Genomic DNA, 19,900 nt, shown 5'->3' with positions numbered 1-19,900 from the left:
CATTTCATATGCGAAATACTTCACTTTTGTTTTTTAGCATGCATCCAATAAGAAATGTTGATCTACTGAAAAAGTAGTAACTTATAAATTATGTGTAGGCTGGTTTGCGATTTTTTTTCGTTCCAAATTTTGAACAAATAACGCTTGTACAATACCTCCAACTAATAAGAAACTAGCGCAAATATAAAACAGCATACTTCCATTTAACTTACTTAATAAAACTGCACCAATAACTGGTCCACACGTTCGAGATATATCCCAGTGTATACCGTAAATTGAAAAATATAAACCACGTTTATCATGAGGTGCAATTTCTGAAACGAATCGTAATAAATGGTTTAGAGCAATACTTTCTCCAATGACTAAAAAGAGTAAGGTGAAGAATAACGACAATATCGTCGTTGAATAACTAAAGCCAACTGCAGCTATTGTATAGCAGGCGTAAGAAATAAGGATGATTTTCGCCATAGAAAATCGTTCAGACCATTTTACGAGGAAGATTTGTAGAATGATTTCCAAAATGGCTTTACATGTTGAAATAAATGCGAGTATGAATACGAGATTAAGAAATACATGTTCTGCAAAAATACGATAATTCGTCTCAGTTTGTGCATAAAAAAAGCTAATAGGAAGTGTAGAAACCATAAGACCGAATATGGCGTAATGTTTAAAAATAAATTGCTTTGGTGAACTTGCCTCAACTGTTTGTTTTGACATACTTATTGGTGGAACGGTTTCTGGGAGCTGGGTCCAAACAACAACGGCATATATCGTAAGGGTTACACTTTGCACGATAAATAAATATTCTGGGTGAGTATTATAAAAACTTGCACCGATTAAAGGGCCGACTACGGATCCAATTGCTCCCATCGTTTGTAGGAGAGCAAAAATTTCTGCTTGCTGCTCTTTTTTTGTTAAATCAGCAATTTGTGCACGTTGAGCCGGAATATATAAGGAACGGCCAATGCCATTAATGACATATAACAGTGCAAATATAAAAACGGATTGAGCGGAAACGAAACTACCGATTGCAACACTTTGTAGCAATAAGCCGAGTAACATAATCTTTTTCCGGCCATATTTATCAGTAATTCCTCCAGCAATAAGTGTAAATAAAATGTCTGAAAGTGGCTGTAATCCGAAAATCAGCATAGTTATTATTACATTGCCGTTTAACATTTTATTGACGTAAATAATCATAATGATAGCTAACATAGATTCAGTCGTTCTGGTTAATAATTCACCACACAGTCTAATAAAAATAGGTTTATTGTAACGAAGTAAGAGATAATTCAATATTAATTCCTCCTTTCTATATTGAAATGATAAGATGAAAGAAGAATTGGAAAAAGTGTAGAAACAATAGGGAGTATTTTTCACCTTTTAGGGGGATTATGATGTTTATTTTAGATCAATACATTGAACTATGGAGTGCTTATGGAAAAGGGGAAAAAGAGGGAGAACAATTGGAAGTAACAGTGCAAAATATATCTGAAACATTATTTTGTACAGAGCGTAATAGTAAATTAATTATAAAAAAATTAGATGAGTTAAATTGGATCAAGTGGTTTCCAGGTCGCGGCAGAGGAAATCGTTCTAAGTTAATATTTCAAAAGGACCCGATATCTTTAATTTTAGATAGAGGAAAAGAAATAACGAAAAAAGGGGATGTGAAAAGCGGGAGCATATTTGTGGAACGCTATAGCTCACATTTTCCATTAGTAAAGGAAGAATATCACTCCTGGGTGGATTCAATATTTGGTCATAAGATTGAAATGACATCTGAAGGGAGAAGAGATGTACTCCGGTTGCAAGTACAAATGAATTTAGATATCACATTAGATCCTGTATACGCTACAATGCGTTCAGAATGCCATATGGTAAAACATATATTCGATACACTCGTGTATGTAGACGGTAATACAAACATTATAGAGCCAAGACTTGCATTTCACTGGGAATATAATGATGCTGAAAAAATATGGACGTTTTATTTACGAAAAGGAGTTCACTTTCATAATGGAAAACAACTTACTGCACATGATGTTATATACTCATTGAATCGATTTATGAAGCTGGAAAATAATGCACACGCATGGATGTTACAACACGTTGAAAGTATTCGTTCAGTGGATGACTACGTTGTCGAAATTCAATTACATACGGAAAATCGAATGTTTTTACATATGCTAAGTGCAGAACAGTGTTCTATCGTGAATAAAGATGAAGCAGGAGAGCTAATTGGAACAGGGCCTTTTCAATTATATAAAAGTAATGAAAATTTGTTCATTTTAGAAGGTCATCCTTTATATTTTCGTGAAAGACCTTTTTTAGATCGTGTTGAGTTGTGGAATGTAGAACAAGGTGTAAGTACATACGATGTTTTAGTAAAGGCGCAGTATAAAGATAAAGAAAAACATAATAAAGAATTGTCTCGGCTTGAGTCGAACGTGACATATATAACATGTAATCATACGAAAGAAGGACCAATGCAAGATGAGTTATTTCGGAAAGCATTATATAAAATCATTCATGGTTATACAATCGTTCAAGAACTCGGCGGAGAACGTGGAGAAGTGGCACAGAAACTAATATTAGCAGGTGAAAGCATTGTAGAGATTGAGGAAGATGTAGAAAGTTTAATTAAAAGGAGTACTTATCATAATGAAGTGCTACAACTCTACACATTTACAGGACGAGATCATGTTGAAGATGCACAATGGATACAAAAAGAGTGTGTGAAGTACGGGATTCGTGTAGAAAATAATTTTCTTGACATAGAAGAGCTATTGGAAGTAAGTACGATACAAAAGGCCGATATGATGCATGATAGTGCCACAATAAGTGAACGAATAGAAGATAGTCTATTATATATGTTTCTTACAAAAAATAGTTTTATTCATGGACAAAGCAGCATGGACTTTCATGAAAAGTTGTCTCCTTATTTTAAACAAGAAGAATTAGAGAAAAGAGTTACACTGTTACGCGATATTGAGGATACTTTGTTACGTCAAATTCATATTATTCCTTTATATCGTAATAAACAAGAGGTAAGTACACATGAAAAAGTCCAAAGTATAATGATTAATTCACAAGGTTGGATTGATTTTTATAATATTTGGTTTAAATCTTGATATATAAGGGCTTTTGCGCATTTTCATAAGATGTGTAAGAGCCTTTTTTTGTATGTGGGAATAGGTTTGTTTTACACATTGTTACCCTACTTGTGATAAAAGTCTATTTACAGCGTAACAGTGTTATGTTGCATTGTTATCAGGAAGGGGTGTTATACAGTTGAGTACAGATTTAATTTCAAAAAAAGATTTATTAGAACTAACTGGTATTTCATACGGACAGTTATATAGGTGGAAGAGAAAAAATTTAATACCGGAAGATTGGTTTGTACGAAAGTCAACATTCACGGGTCAAGAGACATTTTTTCCGAAAGAAAAGATATTAGAGCGCATCGATAAGATCCAAACGATGAAAGAGGATTTATCACTTGATGAACTAGCGAATATGTTTTCACCGAGTGTGAGAGAAATTCTTTTAACAAAGGAAGACATTTTACGTAAGGAGATTGCATCAGAACCAGTTTTACAATTTTTCATAGAACAAACGAATAAAACAGCAGAGTTTCAATTTGTAGATATTCTTTATGTGTACATGTTAGAAGAATTACTACAATCGGGAGAGATTAGTTTAGAAGAAGGAAAAATGGTCTTGCAAGTTTTACGTGAAAATTATGAAGCAATTAAACATAAAACTTGTGATTTAATCGTTGTCCGAAAATTAGGGATTTCTACATGTTTATTAGTTTCAAACGTGGACGATTTAATTTTTGAAAAAGGCACTAAAATCGTTTTACGCGAAGCGATTATGAAATATACCGAAGCATTAAAAACTAAATTGTTGTAGTGGAGGAGAAAGTATGCGTACAGATAATTTGATTATAAATGGTTACGGTTCATCCAATGGCGGCGAGTTTCATAAAGTACAATTAAACGGAAAAGGAACTGTGAATGGAAATGTTGAATGTGAGCAATTTGAATGTAACGGTTACGGTGCAGTTACTGGCGATTTGAAAAGTAGCAGTGCACGAATTAGCGGATCTGGTAAAGTCGATGGCACAGTTCATGCTGAAACGATGCGAATTGATGGGAAAGCAACAATTACGCAAGATGTAAAGGCAAACAGTTTGAAAATTGCAGGAAAAGGTACGATAGGTGGAAATGTCACTGGTGAAGAATTTAAGGTCAATGGTCAAGCTACAATTGACGGTAATTGTGAAGTGGATACTTTTTCTTCAGAAGGACAATTTACAATTGGCGGATTATTAAGCGCTGATGAAATAAATATTAATATTCACGGTACATGTCGAGCGAAAGAAATTGGTGGTCAAACGATTAAAGTAAAGCATAGACTAAGTACTTTTAGTAGGCTGTTTAAATCAGTATTTGGTATGCAATTAGAGGCTGAACTATTAGAAGGTGACAATATCGATATTGATTATGCTCACATAAGAACGGTAAGAGGAAATAATGTTACGGTAGGACCGAACTGTGAGATTGAACTAATCGAATATACGGGTGTTCTTACTGTTGATAAAAGCGCAAATGTAAAAGAAATTAAGCAGATTTAATGGAAGGGAGAAAATGATATGGAACATCAACACAGTCTTACTGTTAATGGTTCTGGTAGTTCAGCGGGCGGAGATTATAATAAAGTAAAGATTCGCGGTGAAGGAACGATTTCTAATGATATGAGCTGTAATGAATTTAAAACGTACGGCACGAGTGAAGTGTGCGGTAATATGAAAGTGAAAAGTTATGTCGTGTATGGAGATAGTGAAGTACAAGGAAATGTAGATGCGGAATCTGTAAAAGTATACGGAAATACACAAATGCATAGTGATGCTCATATTGAAAAAATAAAAGTAAGAGGTATGATAGAAGTTAAGGGGAAATTAACTGGTGATTTCGTAGATGTGAAAGGCGCTTTAAATGTAAAAGGAGATATTGAAGTTGAAGAACTATCACTAACTGGTGGCCTTGAAAGTGATGGATTACTTAATGCTGAAAATATTGAAATTTCACTTCGTTATGAAGGTAGCAAAGTAAGAGAAATTGGCGGTCAGAAGATTACCGTTCGTAAAAAAGTGAGATTTATTCCATTTACCAATCATGCTGGAAGCCTCCAAACATCTATCATTGAAGGAGATGATATCTATTTAGAACATACGATTGCTGAAGTTGTAAGAGGAAACAACGTTACAATTGGTCCTGGATGTGAAATTAGTATTGTAGAATATCATACTAGTTTTAACCAAAAAAGTAATGCAGTCGTAAAAGAACATAAACAAATATAAGTAGTATGAGGGAGAGCAAGGTTATGGTTGAGAAGAATAATAGGCTCGGCTTTGTTGTAGCGGGCTTATTGCTAGGTATTTTAATGGCATCAATGGATAATACCATTGTCGTTACAGCGATGGGAACAATCGTTGGTGATTTAGGAGGCCTTGAAAACTTTGTATGGGTCGTTTCTGCCTATATGGTCGCAGAAATGGCAGGTATGCCGATATTCGGAAAACTATCAGATATGTATGGTAGAAAGAGGTTCTTTATTTTCGGTTTAATCGTCTTTATGATTGGTTCGGCACTTTGTGGTACTGCTGAAAATATTACACAGTTAGGGATTTATCGTGCCATTCAAGGTATTGGCGGCGGGGCATTAGTGCCGATCGCGTTTACTATCGTTTTTGATATTTTCCCTCCTGAAAAGCGTGGGAAAATGGGTGGTTTATTCGGAGCAGTATTTGGTTTATCAAGTATTTTTGGTCCGTTGCTTGGTGCGTATATTACAGATTACATAAGCTGGCACTGGGTATTTTATATTAACTTACCGCTTGGCGTTTTAGCACTTATTTTTATTACATTCTTTTATAAAGAGTCAAGAGTTCATAGAAAGCAAAAAATTGATTGGTTTGGCGCAATTACTTTAGTTGGAGCAGTAGTTTCTTTAATGTTTGCGCTTGAACTTGGCGGACAAAAGTATGATTGGGATTCTAACTTTATTTTAAGTTTATTTGGTGGATTCGCTATTTTAATTATTGCATTCATTTTTATTGAACGTAAAGTAGAAGAACCGATCATTTCATTTGAGATGTTTAAACAACGTTTGTTCGGAATGAGTACAATTATTGCTTTATGTTACGGAGCTGCGTTTATGTCAGCAACTGTATACATTCCATTATTCATTCAAGGTGTATACGGTGGCACTGCAACAAACTCGGGATTATTACTTTTACCAATGATGTTAGGCTCAGTCGTAACAGCGCAGTTAGGTGGGTTTTTAACGACAAAGCTTAGCTACCGAAACATTATGATCATTTCTGCGGTTATTATGCTAATTGGACTATTTTTATTAAGCACATTAACGCCAGAAACAAGTCGTGTATTATTAACAGTGTATATGATTATTATCGGATTTGGAGTCGGCTTCTCATTCTCTGTACTAAGTATGGCAGCTATTCACAACTTCGGTATGGAACAGCGCGGATCTGCGACTTCGACGAGTAATTTCATTCGTTCATTAGGTATGACACTTGGTATTACAATCTTCGGAATGATCCAAAGAACAGGTTTCCAAGATCAATTAGAAGAAGCATTTAAAGGCATGAGCGGGGGAATGAATACAAACACATTAGGGGATTCAAGAGCCATTTTATCAGAATCGGCAAGATCTCAAATCCCTCCGCAAATATTAGATAAGATTATTGATGCTCTTTCTAGTTCAATTGTTCAAACATTCATGTGGGCATTGGTACCAGCTGGATTAGCATTCATATTCATTTTCTTTATGGGAAATGAGCGCATGGTAATTAAGAAAGAAAGAACAAACAAATAAAAAAAGTGAAACATCAAAAGCGTAATGAAAAAGCTCCTTTCCAATTGGAAAGGAGCTTTTTCGTATGTATGGTGTTAGATTAGCCTTCAATAATTTCGTATTCTTCGTCTGCAAGTAATAAAATTTGTGTTTTCTTACCTTTGTTTTGAACTTCAATTACATCGTATGCACCTAAGTCTCTTACTTTGCTTTGAGAAGCGTTAACCATAACTTCCATAGAATCGATTAAGATATCTTCTTCAATGTATGATTCAGGCAATACCATATCTTCAGTTTCTAATACACATGCATATAGATTTTGTAAGTTTTCAGCAGTTGGGTTTTGTTCCTCAACATCAATGATGTTTTTTACTGCTTCCATATTTTCTTCTTTTACTTGGTATACTTTAATTTTAGCCATTGTTTTAATCTCCTTTATAACGTAATCGTAGAGGCTACACTTCATTATAACGTTTTTTTCATGAAAGATGAAATTGTTATATGTATTTATAGTAAAAATTATGTGTTATTACTCATTATTGGTGTAATTCCCGTACTAATATTATGAATAGATAACGATATTCCTACGTTAAAGTTATATTGTCCAAGCTTTTTTGTTTTCCTTTCATATATATGTATTAGCTATTCTATATAGAGAAGGGATGGAGTGTAAGTGGATTGTGAGCCGAAACGTGATTGTGGGTGTTGCCAAAATAGTATATGTGAATTTTTACAAAGTCTAGAACCGTATACTAAAGTTGAAAGTATTGTAATAGTAGGAAACGAAATCGTTGTATCTTATTTTCTTTCATTTAATGCGATGAAAGGGATTGTATCATTCGTACAAGAAGACAGTGAGGTTATTTTTGTAGATTGCTCAAAAATTGATGTAATCCGAATAGGAAAAGTTTGTAGTTGCAAATCGAAAGTTAAATATATTGAAGAGGACTTTAGCTTGCTAGGAAATGTGTGCCCGCAATGTTTAACAGAGGGGAGTACAATCTTTTTTGATTTTCATAATCCAGAATTAAATTTATCTTTACAAGCGAAAACAATTGATGCACCTATATGTACTGAATTTACAGATGAACTTGGGAATGTAGTAAAGCAATTTGCAATTGTAGGTGAAGCGATTGTTTCTAAGGATTTTGTTCAAGTACCTGAACTGTTAGATTTTCGATTAGTTTTATCGGATACTGCTGCGAACCCTTTGAAGTTTGGAATGCTGTTCATTAATTTTCCTGATATTACATTCGTTATTCTTTTCGCATCTAGTGGATACTTAAACATTTCAAATTGTTTAAAGGTAGAGAGTGGAACTGGTAATATCGAAATAGAAGAGCTGAAAAAAATGATAAAGGATGACGTTAACACGTACAAGTCAGTTGTTAAATTGACTAAAGTATATAAAAATGGTGAAATGGAATCTTTTATTTCTAAGAAGGAGTTATAACGCATTTTTTGATAAATCCTCATACATTATGTTGAGGGTTTATACATACACGATGTATATTCTAAAGTTTAAAAAGTGAGATACTCTTTTTTTATTAGATGTTATAATAATTTTATATTTGTGAATGATTTATAATTATATAAAAATTTAGTTTAATAGGTGTTTTCTTATATGGTAAATGGTTGATTGAAAAATTATATAAGTTTATTCTAAAAGATTTAGAATAAGATTGATTTTATAGAAGGCGGGAATGTAAATGATACATGAAGCGAATATACATACAAGAAAAAAACTAGTTTCTATGTTTGATGATTTCAATAACGTTATTTTACTTTCTTATTTACAAGGGCATATGGGGACTGCTTGGGTAAATGATCTTGAAAATCCAACAGTAGCACAAGTTACGGTAGGAATTTTCACATTTTACGCTGGAGACCCAAATGTGCAAGAAACAGAAGAGTTATTACGTAACATTCCTGAAAGAATTTTAGTTATCGTAAATAGTGAAGAGTGGAAACAACGCTTAGAAACATTCCATGAAAGAAAAATAGATAAGTTTTTACGCTATAAGTTCAAACGAAATTCAGAAGGTTTTAATCGTTCAAAATTACAGTCTTTTATATCAATACTTCCAAAAGGATATGAGTTAAAAAGAATAGATGAGCATATCGCAAATAGCCCTACATTACATAAAATCTCTGAAGATTTTATAAGTCAATTTCAGTCGGTAGAAGATTATATAAACCGTGGTATAGGTTATAGCATTTTATATAACGGAGAAGTTGTATGTGGTGCATCCTCGTATAGTATTTATAATGATGGAATTGAAATTGAAGTTGCGACTGATCACAATCATAGAAGAAAAGGCTTGGCAACTGTAGTTAGTGCAGCTCTTATATTGGATTGCTTAGAAAATGGAAAGTATCCAAACTGGGACGCAGCGAATACTACATCTGCTAACCTAGCAGAAAAGTTAGGATATGTTTTTGATAAAGCGTATGATACTTATTTTGTGGATAATAGATGAGTGAAGGAAATTACATACTAAAAAATAAATACGCCCTAGTACGTAAGTCTAGGGCGCATTTATTAGTTGGTAAATATCTTCATAACAATCTTATCACATTTTATCTTTTGAATGTTTGGAATTAAAGATATTTATGTGACTTTTTGAAAAAATAAAAGAGCAGCTAGCAAAAGCTAACTGCTCCTCTCCAAGGGAGAATGGAGAAATACAATCATGTTACCTATAGTATTGACGGAACATTGAGTTTTAATCAGCCATTTATAAAAGGAGAGATAAAATATCTTTGATTAATCCTTAGGCTCCGATTAGGAGTACTGATAGAAAAACGATTGAGAATATACTTTTTATTATATTTACAATTTAAATAGTAGAACGTGTTTATCGTAGTTCTCCAAACACCAATTATATTTTTTTAGAATAATTGGATGGACTGCTTCTTTCGTAGTATCGACTTCAGTATAGCCATATTTCTTATAAAAGTTTTCTAATTCCTCAAAAGGAAGACAATATACATCTTGTATTTGTGATTTTTTTACAGTTTCTACTAAAAATGAAACAAGCTCACCAGCTAATTGTAGCCCTCTAAATTTAGGGAGAATAAAAATCCCGCCCATTTCTATAGTATCTGCATCTATTTGGACTAATCGTCCAACACCTGCATACTCGTTGTTATATGTAATAATTGCAACTTTATCTCTCTTTAAATCACTTCGTACAAATCCTATTGATTCATATTGATTATTAATCCATTTTAAATCGTTAGATGTAGCTAGTTGAATACTCATATACATGCTCCTTCCGAATACTAGCGCTCTCTTCATTATATAGAACATAAGATACTATATCAAAGGAACCTTGAGATAGCACATTTGTTTAAGTTATTAGTTAAAAGTGTGGGGTTGCTGGCATTGAAATGTAGGCTTCACCAAATATAGGATAATAATGTTGTGAATTTAGTGTTACATAGTCAAAATAAAAAATAGTTCATGTGTTCGATAACGCACGATTTTTTTAGTGTAGAGAAAATCATAGGGATATTTTAATTAGTAGCTACTGTATTCATTGAAGCTATTAAGGAAATGTGGTAATCGCCAGCATTAGTGATACAAATCATATTAGGATTTAGTAAAAAAACTCTTCCTGAAAAAGAGGGAGATTAAAGATAAGAGCACTTCGAAAAGTGCCCTTCAGTAACGACTACTCATTCTAAAAATATTATATGAAGTTAAGTGTATTTAAGTATGGGTCTTTTATATAAATGTGAAATAAAAGATGGTTGTCTTCTTGTTAGAAGGCTATTTTTTGTTATTACAAAAAAGAATTAGAAGTAAAATATAAATTCAAGTTACTTGTCCAAACAAATTATTAAAAAATACATAAAATGCTAGTAGTTAGCCAATATTTTAATATTGCTAATTTTTTAGTTTAAAAGGGGTGATTTTATGTGTGATTGTGAAGTTTGTAGACGAAAGAAAAACCGGGATCCATTAAATCGGGATTCTGAACGAAAAAAAGTGGATTCTGAGCCAATAAAAAAGGATTGTGAACCAAAAAAACAGGTTTCTGAGCCAATAAATCAGGATTCCGAATCAGTAAATTCTTATTCATATAGTAAAAATGCAAATTTTTTAGAAGAAGCTATACAAACAGATGAAATCGATCAAGTTTCTGAGGAATATATTGAAATAGTAGATTCAGCAGATGTACAAGTTACTACTACAGATACAAAAGCTGCGCTATCCATCCAAGCTGCGTTACAAGCAGCTATTGTGGTTGTAGTAAGTATTTCTATAGCAGATAGTGAAAAGGCAGATAAAATAACACAAGAATTGTTTCAAAAATCATCTATTAAACAAATTAATAGACAAAAAACATTTATTAAAAATTCCAGAAACGTAACCGTAACAACTACTGATACAGATATTGCAGTGAATATTCAAATTCTCCTTCAAATTTTATTAGCGTTACTAGTTAAACTAAACATTTTATAAAGTGTCTATCCCATTTATATTTAGCTATAATGGTTCACTCAAAGTAAATATTTTTTTGTTGTAATATGTGGTACAAGCTTGGACTTCTTATTATGACTAAATTAAAATTCAAGATTGATGGGAAGGTAAGTGGGGATAACTATACAATAGCAAAGGTGAACTTATTATTTAACAGTAATTAAAACTTATATATGTTAAGTAACGGGAGGCTGTCTTCGCATTAGAAGACAGCCTTTTGATTTCATTAGTAAAAAGAAGGGAAAATAGAAGATTAAGTTACTTGTCCAAGCAATTGTTATTTAAATACATATAATGCTGGTAGTTATTTGAAATTTTTATAGAAAACTGATAGGAGTGAACATTGTAAATGGATGATTTAAATAAATTTTCTTCCTTTAAGTTTGATAAAGATCAAAAGAATATAATTATAGACCTTTTACTCTCAGATATTTTTAATAGGCATGGGATAAATGAAGAAAAACTAAAAAATTTATCGCCAGAAAAAAAGCAGCAAATTAAAAGTATTATTTCTGAAATACAATCACAGGTTAATAATTATTTAGATTGAAAGGGGGTGAACTTATGGAAAAAACATGTCATTCAGATGGAAATAAAAAGTGGAGTGCATTAGATTCTTCAAATCCTCATCCGTCTTTTAAAAATGCTAGCGTTTCAGAAGCAGCTGCGCAAGAAAGTAAAACTTATCAAATTTCTGAAGAATCTATTACAATAGTTGATTCAGCAGATGTAGAAGTTACTACTACTGATACAAAAGCTGCGTTATCTATTCAAGCAGCTTTACAAGCAGCTATTGTGGTTATAATAAGTATTTCTATAGCAGATAGTGAAAAAGCTGATCGTGTAGCACAAGAATTGTTTCAAAAATCATCTATTAAACAAATTAATAAACAAGAAACTGTTATTAGAAATTCTAGAAATGTTACAGTTACGACTACGGATACAGACATAGCAGTAAATGTTCAAATTCTTCTCCAAATTTTATTAGCTTTACTAGTAAAATTAAATATTTTATAAAATGTTTAACCTGTTTTTTTATATAGTGATTCTTACAGGTGAATATAGTACAGGCTATAAATATTAATCATTAACATCGCCAAAATAATAATGAGAACAATGTGATGGGAAATAAAGTTTGGTTGTTTTATGGAAATTTAAAAGCCATTTCCTTTATTGGATGTGGCTTTTAAATTTTAAACAGTATAAATTTGAAAAGATTATATTAAGATAAAGAATTAAAATATGATGATACAAAATACTTATAAAATTATTCGTGTTATTGAAAAATGATAAGAAAAAGGTGTTTAAAATAGAACCATTTTCATTAATAGTTCAAGTTTTGAAGAATAGTGCATACAATATAAAGTGTTTTCCTTTCTTCATTTAAGTTTTACGTATATAATTTAAAAGTACTATTTTTATTTTATTATTTTATATTTATAACAGAATAGAGGTTTAAAAATGGGTGTTAAAATCATTACGGATAGTGCGGCGGATTTACCAGTAGAATTGCTGCAAGCATATGATATTGATTTAATTCCACTCCGTGTATATGATGAAGTAGAAACAGAGTATTTAGATGGAGTAACATTAGAGTCAGTTACATTACTGCAAAAAATGAGAGAAGGCGCTGTTTATAAAACGTCATTGCCTTCACTTGAAACTTTCCAAGAAAAATTTGTTTCTTATGCAAAAGAAGGTAATCCTTGTATATATTTAGCTTTTTCATCTGAACTGTCTGGTACATATCAATCATCAGTTGTCATTAAAGAGGAAGTAAAAGAAACATATGCAGATTTAGATTTAGAAATTATTGATACGAAATGTGCTTCGCTTGGTCAAGGGCTTGTCGTATTAGAAGCTGCCAAAATGGCAAAAAACGGCGCATCAAAAGAAGACATATTAAAACGTGTCGCTTTTCTAATGAACCATATGGAACATATCTTCACTGTAGCTGACTTACAGTACCTTGTTAGAGGCGGGCGCTTAAGTAAAGTAGCAGGATTTATCGGTGGTTTATTAAACATTAAGCCGATTTTGAACGTGGAAGAAGGAAAACTTGTCCCACTTGAAAAAGTACGAGGGAAAAAGAAAGTATTAAGCCGTATTGTTGATATTATGGAAGAACGTGGAAAATACCTTAAAGGTCAAACAATCGCTATGACTCACGGTGACGACTTAGAAACAGCTGAAGCGTTAAAAGCATTAATTACTGAAAGATTTGGCTGTGAAGTATTTATCGTAAATACAATTGGTGCAGCAATCGGTGCACATACAGGTCCTGGCGTTATAACGTTATTTTTCTTAAATGAAGTAGAGTAAAGGATTGATCTTTTGATCAATCCTTTTTTATTTTTTAATCTGTGATAATCGGTCGATATGGTATGGATGAAGATGAAACCTTTGAAGTTAGCCTATATCAAATGCAATCCTGTAGAGGGAGTATTTTTTTTATGTAAAATGATACTTTATGGTAGAAGAAAAGATATAAATAAGAATGCATTTATAGGAATCTGAATATTTAAGGATATCGAAATTTTTTTATTTCATATATAATTGTGTAGGAAGAAATATCTGTAACTATTTGTAAAAATAGGAGGCGGCTATAAAAATGCAAGAAATTGCTAGATGGGATTTAAATCGATTGTATTTGAATGAGGATATTCTATTTCCGATTTTAGAGTTGAAAGAGCAATATTTTGTAACAAAAGATGTAGAGGTTCTTTCAAAGCTTATACAAGCTATTGAAAAAGCAGAATACTATTTGTATTGTCAATGGGTTGAAGAAAGTGTTTCATCTGACCTTACTAAATTGAATGTGAAAGTGAAGGAACTAAAAAGTGAAGTACAGCAAATAATAAAACATAGTGAAGTAGAAACTTCCGATAATATTAATATTAAGTTTATAAAAAATGAACTTAGTGCGTGGGAAGATATGTACATACAATTACGGGATAGGATAGAAATAGAGCACAATAATAAACAATTATCCTTTGGACAAGCAAATAATATTGCAATGAATAGTGAAAATGAAAAGGAAAGATTAGAAGTATTCGAGTTACTTACAAGTACTTTACATAAGGAAAAAGAAATCTTTGCTACTGTATTAAATCAAATAGGGAGATTGCGTAATGCAAAGAGTAATGAAATAGAAGATAGAGAGATTTTAACACAATCTTTTCATGCGAATGGCATTTCAGAAGCTGTATTATTCCAAATGTGGAATGCGACAGAAGAAAACCTTGATAAATTAGTAAGTGCTTTAAACGTGTATAAGAAGGGAAAAGAGTCAATTACATGGCATGAACTTATGACAGTAAAGGAAAGTAATGAGGTTATAATTCCTTTTTCAGTAGCAGTACAAAACGTTTATGATGCATGTAAGAATATTGATGAAGAATTAGCAGAATTTGCACGTAATGCGATAGAAAGTGGATGGGTAGATGCTGAACCGAGAGAGAATAAACCACCAGGTGGGTTTTGTGCTCCATTTTTCAGTGAGAAAAAATCACGAATTTCAATGCGCTATGATGGGAGTATAGATAGTGTAAGAGTGCTCGCTCATGAATTAGGACACGCTTGGCATTTTTATAATATGAGTTTCGAACAATCTATATCTTTTTTAGATGATAATTTGCCAATGAGTACGGCTGAATCAGCATCTATTTTCTTTGAAACGGTACTCTTAAATTATCTAATTGAAACAACGGATAGTAAAGATATGAAAAAGTCATTACTTAGCTGGAAAATAAGAAATAGTTTTAATTATGTAATGGCAATACGAGCATCGTATCAGTTTGAAAAAACATTTTATGAAAAATGTAAAGAGGGTCCTTTAAGTGCTGATGAAATTGAGAAATTATCTATAATGGCACAGAAAGAAGCTTATGGAAATGCTTTAAGTGAATACCAACCGTTTGTATGGATGAAATATATTCAATTTTATATAGCAGATGTTCCTTTTTACAATTATCCATACACATTTGGATATTTAGTAAGTTTTAGTTTATTAGAAATCGCTCAAGAAAGTAAAGGTACTTTTTATTCGAAATATAAAGAGTTTTTACGAGAAACAGGAAAGGTTCCAGTAGAGGAGCTTATGAAAAAATATTTTGAAATAGATATAAGAAATTATGAATTTTGGAATAAGGCTTTTATTCAAATTTCTAAAGATATTGATGAATATTTGCAGCTTATGTAAGGGGAGAGTATAGTGGATCAGCAGTTTATAAAAGGTATACCTTTTTCAACTTTAGAATATGCAAAAGCTATAAGTTTATTAAAAGGTTGGCTACATGAACAACAAGAGAAACCAAGGTTTGTAGTAACTGCAAATCCTGAAATTGTTATGTCTGCAAAGGAAAATACGGAAAAATCAAAGCAGTTTAAAAAGATGTTACTATCTGCGGATTTAATAACAGCGGATGGGATTGGTGTCATAATTGGCTCGAAAATATTAAAAGGAACTTTGAAAGAACGTGTTACTGGAGCGGATTTAACTCACGATTTAATAAAATATTGTAACGACAATGAATATCGTGTCTTTCTTTTTGGAGCCGCTCCAGAAAGTAATAAAAAGGCATTAGAAAAATTAAATGAGCAGTTCCCAGGAGCGCAGTTTAAAGGACAGCATGGATTTGTAAATGGTGAAGAAATAGAAGAAATAAAAATGAAAATTAAGCAATTCAAGCCGCATTTACTACTAGTAGGACTAGGTTCACCAAAACAAGAAGAGTTCATCTATGAAAACATACAAACATTAAACGTTCCGCTATCTATTGGTATCGGAGGCATGATTGATATAATATCTGGTACTGTAAAAAGAGCACCGAAAATGATGAGGGATACCGGAACTGAATGGCTGTATAGGTTACTCTCACAGCCGAAAAGGTTAAAGAGACAACTTGTACTTCCGAAATTTTTATTGTCGGTTATGTCTGAGAGGATTAAAGGGATTAATTAATAAAGGAGACTACATACATGAACAGAATCGGCATTATTGGAGCAATGCAAATTGAAATAGATTTACTTTTAGAAAAACTAGTTATACAAGAGGAACAGACAATAGCGGGAATGCCTTTTTATATTGGAGAATTCATGGGGATAGAAGTAATTATTACACGTTCTGGTGTAGGGAAAGTAAATGCAGCTGCATGCGCGCAAACATTAATTCATAAATTTGATGTAGACTCTATCATTAATACAGGCGTTGCTGGTGGGTTACATCCAGATGTAAAAGTTGGCGATTTAGTTATTTCAACTAACGTAACCCATCATGATGTAAGTAAAAATCAAATGAAAAACTTATTTCCGTTCAAGGAAGAATTTATCGCAAGTAAGGAATTGGTAGAGTTAGCACGTAAAGCATGTAATAGTAGTAGTTTACGTACTAGGGTTCATGAAGGAAGAATCGTCAGCGGTGAATGTTTTGTTGAAGATTCAAAGTTAAAGGCGAAATTAATAGACGAATACGCACCTCATTGTACAGAAATGGAAGGAGCAGCAATTGGACATGTCGCCTACATAAATGATATACCGTTTCTTGTTATAAGATGTATTTCTGACAGTGCAGATGATGAAGCTCAAGTTTCTTATGATGATTTCGCGAAAACTGCCGCAAATTATTGTTCAGAAATTATCGTTGAGATGCTGAAAAATATATCGAGTAATACTTATAGTTCAAAAGGGGAGAATGACATGTTACAAGCGTTAATTTTTGATATGGACGGAACGTTATTTCAAACAGATAAAATTTTAGAATTATCGTTAGATGATACTTTCAATCACTTAAGATCACTACAACTATGGGATACAGTAACACCAATTAATAAATATAGAGAAATTATGGGTGTGCCGTTACCGCAAGTTTGGGAAGCTTTATTACCGGACCATTCTATTGAAGTAAGAGAACAAACAGATGCATATTTTTTAGATAGACTAATTGAAAACATAAAAAGCGGAAAAGGCGCTTTATATTCAAATGTAAAAGAAATATTTACATATATAAAAGAAAATAATTGTTCAATTTACATTGCTAGTAATGGTTTAACTGAATATTTACGAGCAATCGTAACTTATTATGCTTTAGACAAGTGGGTGACTGAAACGTTTAGTATTGAACAAATACAATCGCTAAATAAAGGTGACTTAGTTAAAAGTATTATGAACAAATATGATATAAAAGAGGCAGCGGTAGTTGGTGACAGGCTATCTGATATAAATGCAGCGAAAGACAACGGTTTACTTGCGATTGGATGTAATTTTGATTTTGCGCAAGAAGATGAACTTGCTCAGGCTGATGTAGTAATAGATGATTTAATGGAGTTGAAGGGGATATTACCTGCTGTACAGAGGTAAATAAAGTGTGTGCGTTTTTTGCCAAGTCCTATATGTCTTAGTTTATGGAGGGAATATGATTAAAAATAATTTTAAAATTAGTAATATTCCTGCGGTTTTATGGGGAGATAAGAGTGATAAAATTTTTATTGCAGTACATGGAAATATGTCAAATAAGGAAGATACAATTATTCAAATATTAGCTGAAGAAGCCAAACAAAAAGGTTATCAAGTATTAAGCTTTGATTTACCTGAGCATGGAGAAAGAAAAGATGATAATACTCCTTGCAAAGTACAGATTTGTGTTAGTGAATTATCTATAATTATGAATTATGCCAAAGAACATTGGAAAGAAATAAACGTGTTTGCATGTAGTATGGGAGCGTATTTTAGCCTTTTAGCTTATCAAAATGATGTGGTAGAAAAGGCATTATTTTTATCACCAGTAGTTAATATGGAACGAATTATCGAAAATATGATGAAATGGTTTAATGTAACACCAGAGCTTTTGCAAAAAGAAATGATTATAGAGACACCTATTGGTCAAAAGTTATATTGGGATTATTTATGCTATGTAAAAGAACATCCTATTAATATATGGAATATAGATACATATATTATGTACGGAGCCAAGGATGAACTGTGCGAATTTGAAACTATTAACTATTTTATAAAAAAACATCGTTGTGAATTAGAAGTTATGGAGACGGGTGAACATTACTTTCATACTGAAGAACAGTTAAAGATATTTGAACAGTGGTTACACAAACATATCGATTAACAAATTACAATTTATTTTGAACCTGTTAGAGAAGAATGAGAAATATATAAACTTATAGTATATTTGAGAGAATTTATAAATGGTGAATGTATACACTTAAAAAAACACATGCTTTAATTCGATAAGAATTAAACAACTTTAAAGAGCCTTATCACACACTAGATTGTAGCAAGGCTCTTATATTTTCATAATAAAATTAATCAACTGTATTATCGGTTTAGATATGAAGTGAAGAATACGCACGCTATAAATTACATAAAGTAACAACCATAAAAATGCTCAGAATAAATGATTCTCGAGCATTTTATATGTTTTCGTACTTAGGGGGAATGGACTTGAAAGATATACATATTCAAAAAATAGAAAATTTAATGGAGTATGAATTCAGTCATCTCGTTCAAGACAGTGAAGAAGAAGGTTTTAATTTCCTTATAAGACTAATAAATGAATATAAAAACAAAATAAATGTATTCAATAAAACTGGAGAATGTTTATATGGTGTTTTCCAAGGTGATATGTTAATTGGAGTTGGAGGTTTAAATGAGGATCCGTACACAAAAGACAATAAGATTGTGCGGTTAAGGAGATTTTATATTTCAAGGGATTATCGGCGTATAGGGTTAGGGAACTTATTATTAAACCAACTATTATGTCATGCGGAAAAGTATTTTGAAGTGATTGTTTTACATGCTGACACGAAGCAAGGGGATGTGTTTTATACTGCAAATGGATTTGTAAAAGGGGGATTATATAAGGGATCGAGTCACTACAAACTATTATAGAGATTGCTATCCAAAGAATAGCTACGGACAGGGTTTTTGTTGGTAAATCGATATATCTTAAAAATCGCTGATATATATGAAGTTGCGACCCTTATATAAAAAAACAACTTTTATAATTTCATTTACTAAATTGTTATTATAAAAAAGAGCACCTTAGCTTTTAAAATTTAGCTTATAAGGTGACTCCTTTTCAGTCAATTACGTTTTAACGTTCATTTGTTTCAATAATAATCCTGGTTTACCTTTTACATAATAAAAATGCGGATTATTTTCATCATCATAAAGCATAATATAAGGCTTTTCATTTAGTGGGAGCAGTATAAGTACTTCGTCTATTGTAGTGTGTAACCATTGATTAGTAATAGAAACCGGCTTAGATAATGGGATTTTTATCATATAGCCATCTTTTGGAACGACATTTAAGTTTTTAAATGGACCGGTTATTGCTTTAGCGTATTGAACTGCTTCTTTTTGGATTACTGGATCTAAAGATTGTTTTTGAATGACCATTTCTTTTTGACAATCAAATACTTCAATTTGTTGATTGGTTTTTGCGAACGCATTTGTTGATAATAGAAATAAAAGAAGAGAAATGACCCCGATTTTTTTTATCATAATACAACACCT

The 19,900-nt window shown here is 32.1% G+C and carries 20 protein-coding genes; 16 read left to right on the top strand and 4 right to left on the bottom strand.

What is annotated here, in order from left to right:
• Positions 1-81: 81 nt before the first annotated feature.
• The gene (locus CN409_RS08520) at positions 82-1,296 is read right to left on the bottom strand and encodes an MDR family MFS transporter (RefSeq protein WP_044782804.1); all 1,215 of its coding nucleotides are present in this window, start codon (positions 1,294-1,296) and stop codon (positions 82-84) included.
• A gap of 101 nt (positions 1,297-1,397) precedes the next feature.
• Between CN409_RS08520 and CN409_RS08515 the strand changes: the two genes are divergently transcribed.
• From CN409_RS08515 to CN409_RS08495, 5 genes are all read left to right on the top strand, one after another.
• Positions 1,398-3,134 carry an ABC transporter substrate-binding protein gene (locus CN409_RS08515; RefSeq protein ID WP_044782803.1) on the top strand — a complete coding sequence of 579 codons (1,737 nt, stop codon included), beginning with the start codon at positions 1,398-1,400 and terminating at the stop codon, positions 3,132-3,134.
• 160 nt (positions 3,135-3,294) lie between these two features.
• Positions 3,295-3,918 carry a YhbD family protein gene (locus CN409_RS08510; RefSeq protein ID WP_000102242.1) on the top strand — a complete coding sequence of 208 codons (624 nt, stop codon included), beginning with the start codon at positions 3,295-3,297 and terminating at the stop codon, positions 3,916-3,918.
• 13 nt (positions 3,919-3,931) lie between these two features.
• Positions 3,932-4,642, top strand: a complete 711-nt coding sequence (locus CN409_RS08505; protein ID WP_001258382.1) for a bactofilin family protein — start codon at positions 3,932-3,934, stop codon at positions 4,640-4,642.
• Between the two features lie 18 nt (positions 4,643-4,660).
• On the top strand, positions 4,661-5,368 hold the full coding sequence (locus tag CN409_RS08500; RefSeq protein ID WP_000401029.1) for a hypothetical protein: 708 nt from the start codon (positions 4,661-4,663) through the stop codon (positions 5,366-5,368).
• A 23-nt stretch (positions 5,369-5,391) separates the two neighbouring features.
• On the top strand, positions 5,392-6,906 hold the full coding sequence (locus CN409_RS08495; protein ID WP_141527697.1) for an MDR family MFS transporter: 1,515 nt from the start codon (positions 5,392-5,394) through the stop codon (positions 6,904-6,906).
• A 79-nt stretch (positions 6,907-6,985) separates the two neighbouring features.
• Here the strand turns inward: CN409_RS08495 and CN409_RS08490 are convergent, their stop codons facing one another.
• Positions 6,986-7,306, bottom strand: a complete 321-nt coding sequence (locus tag CN409_RS08490; protein WP_097981630.1) for a hypothetical protein — start codon at positions 7,304-7,306, stop codon at positions 6,986-6,988.
• Between the two features lie 252 nt (positions 7,307-7,558).
• On the opposite strand from CN409_RS08490, the gene CN409_RS08485 reads away from it, so the two are divergent.
• Together CN409_RS08485 and CN409_RS08480 are read left to right on the top strand one after the other, a co-directional pair.
• Entirely contained in the window at positions 7,559-8,338 is a 780-nt protein-coding gene (locus CN409_RS08485; protein WP_000340384.1) for a BC_2878 family exosporium-associated protein, read from the top strand.
• Between the two features lie 256 nt (positions 8,339-8,594).
• Positions 8,595-9,365, top strand: coding sequence for a GNAT family N-acetyltransferase (locus CN409_RS08480; protein WP_000581062.1), 771 nt, complete (start codon positions 8,595-8,597; stop codon positions 9,363-9,365).
• Positions 9,366-9,718: 353 nt separating this feature from the next.
• On the opposite strand, the gene CN409_RS08475 is transcribed toward CN409_RS08480, so the two are convergent.
• Entirely contained in the window at positions 9,719-10,150 is a 432-nt protein-coding gene (locus tag CN409_RS08475; RefSeq protein WP_000027164.1) for a GNAT family N-acetyltransferase, read from the bottom strand.
• Between the two features lie 657 nt (positions 10,151-10,807).
• Between CN409_RS08475 and CN409_RS08470 the strand changes: the two genes are divergently transcribed.
• From CN409_RS08470 to CN409_RS08430, 9 genes are all read left to right on the top strand, one after another.
• A complete protein-coding gene (locus CN409_RS08470; protein WP_000332789.1) occupies positions 10,808-11,356 on the top strand; it encodes a spore coat protein in 549 nt (182 codons plus the stop codon).
• Between the two features lie 367 nt (positions 11,357-11,723).
• Positions 11,724-11,924 (top strand): spore coat protein, encoded by a 201-nt coding sequence (locus tag CN409_RS08465; RefSeq protein WP_000342252.1) that lies wholly within the window; start codon positions 11,724-11,726, stop codon positions 11,922-11,924.
• A 14-nt stretch (positions 11,925-11,938) separates the two neighbouring features.
• On the top strand, positions 11,939-12,391 hold the full coding sequence (locus CN409_RS08460; protein ID WP_000415813.1) for a spore coat protein: 453 nt from the start codon (positions 11,939-11,941) through the stop codon (positions 12,389-12,391).
• Between the two features lie 444 nt (positions 12,392-12,835).
• Positions 12,836-13,696, top strand: coding sequence for a DegV family protein (locus CN409_RS08455; RefSeq protein WP_000538298.1), 861 nt, complete (start codon positions 12,836-12,838; stop codon positions 13,694-13,696).
• A gap of 289 nt (positions 13,697-13,985) precedes the next feature.
• Positions 13,986-15,575 (top strand): M3 family metallopeptidase, encoded by a 1,590-nt coding sequence (locus CN409_RS08450; protein ID WP_097981628.1) that lies wholly within the window; start codon positions 13,986-13,988, stop codon positions 15,573-15,575.
• Positions 15,576-15,587: 12 nt separating this feature from the next.
• Positions 15,588-16,337 (top strand): WecB/TagA/CpsF family glycosyltransferase, encoded by a 750-nt coding sequence (locus tag CN409_RS08445; protein ID WP_000372659.1) that lies wholly within the window; start codon positions 15,588-15,590, stop codon positions 16,335-16,337.
• A gap of 17 nt (positions 16,338-16,354) precedes the next feature.
• A complete protein-coding gene (locus tag CN409_RS08440) occupies positions 16,355-17,731 on the top strand; it encodes a 5'-methylthioadenosine/adenosylhomocysteine nucleosidase (protein ID WP_086390593.1) in 1,377 nt (458 codons plus the stop codon).
• 55 nt (positions 17,732-17,786) lie between these two features.
• On the top strand, positions 17,787-18,491 hold the full coding sequence (locus CN409_RS08435; protein ID WP_017763266.1) for an alpha/beta hydrolase: 705 nt from the start codon (positions 17,787-17,789) through the stop codon (positions 18,489-18,491).
• A 335-nt stretch (positions 18,492-18,826) separates the two neighbouring features.
• Positions 18,827-19,273 (top strand): GNAT family N-acetyltransferase, encoded by a 447-nt coding sequence (locus tag CN409_RS08430; RefSeq protein WP_000651652.1) that lies wholly within the window; start codon positions 18,827-18,829, stop codon positions 19,271-19,273.
• Positions 19,274-19,471: 198 nt separating this feature from the next.
• Here CN409_RS08430 and CN409_RS08425 read toward each other — a convergent pair whose 3' ends face one another.
• Complete coding sequence (locus CN409_RS08425) at positions 19,472-19,888, bottom strand: hypothetical protein (protein ID WP_000591758.1); 417 nt, start codon at positions 19,886-19,888, stop codon at positions 19,472-19,474.
• Between the last annotated feature and the right edge of the window lie 12 nt (positions 19,889-19,900).

Source organism: Bacillus sp. AFS012607, assembly GCF_002558005.1.
GTDB lineage: Bacteria > Bacillota > Bacilli > Bacillales > Bacillaceae_G > Bacillus_A > Bacillus_A thuringiensis_S.
Note: the sequence above shows the minus strand (reverse complement) of the source record. Positions and strands in the feature narration are given on the sequence as shown.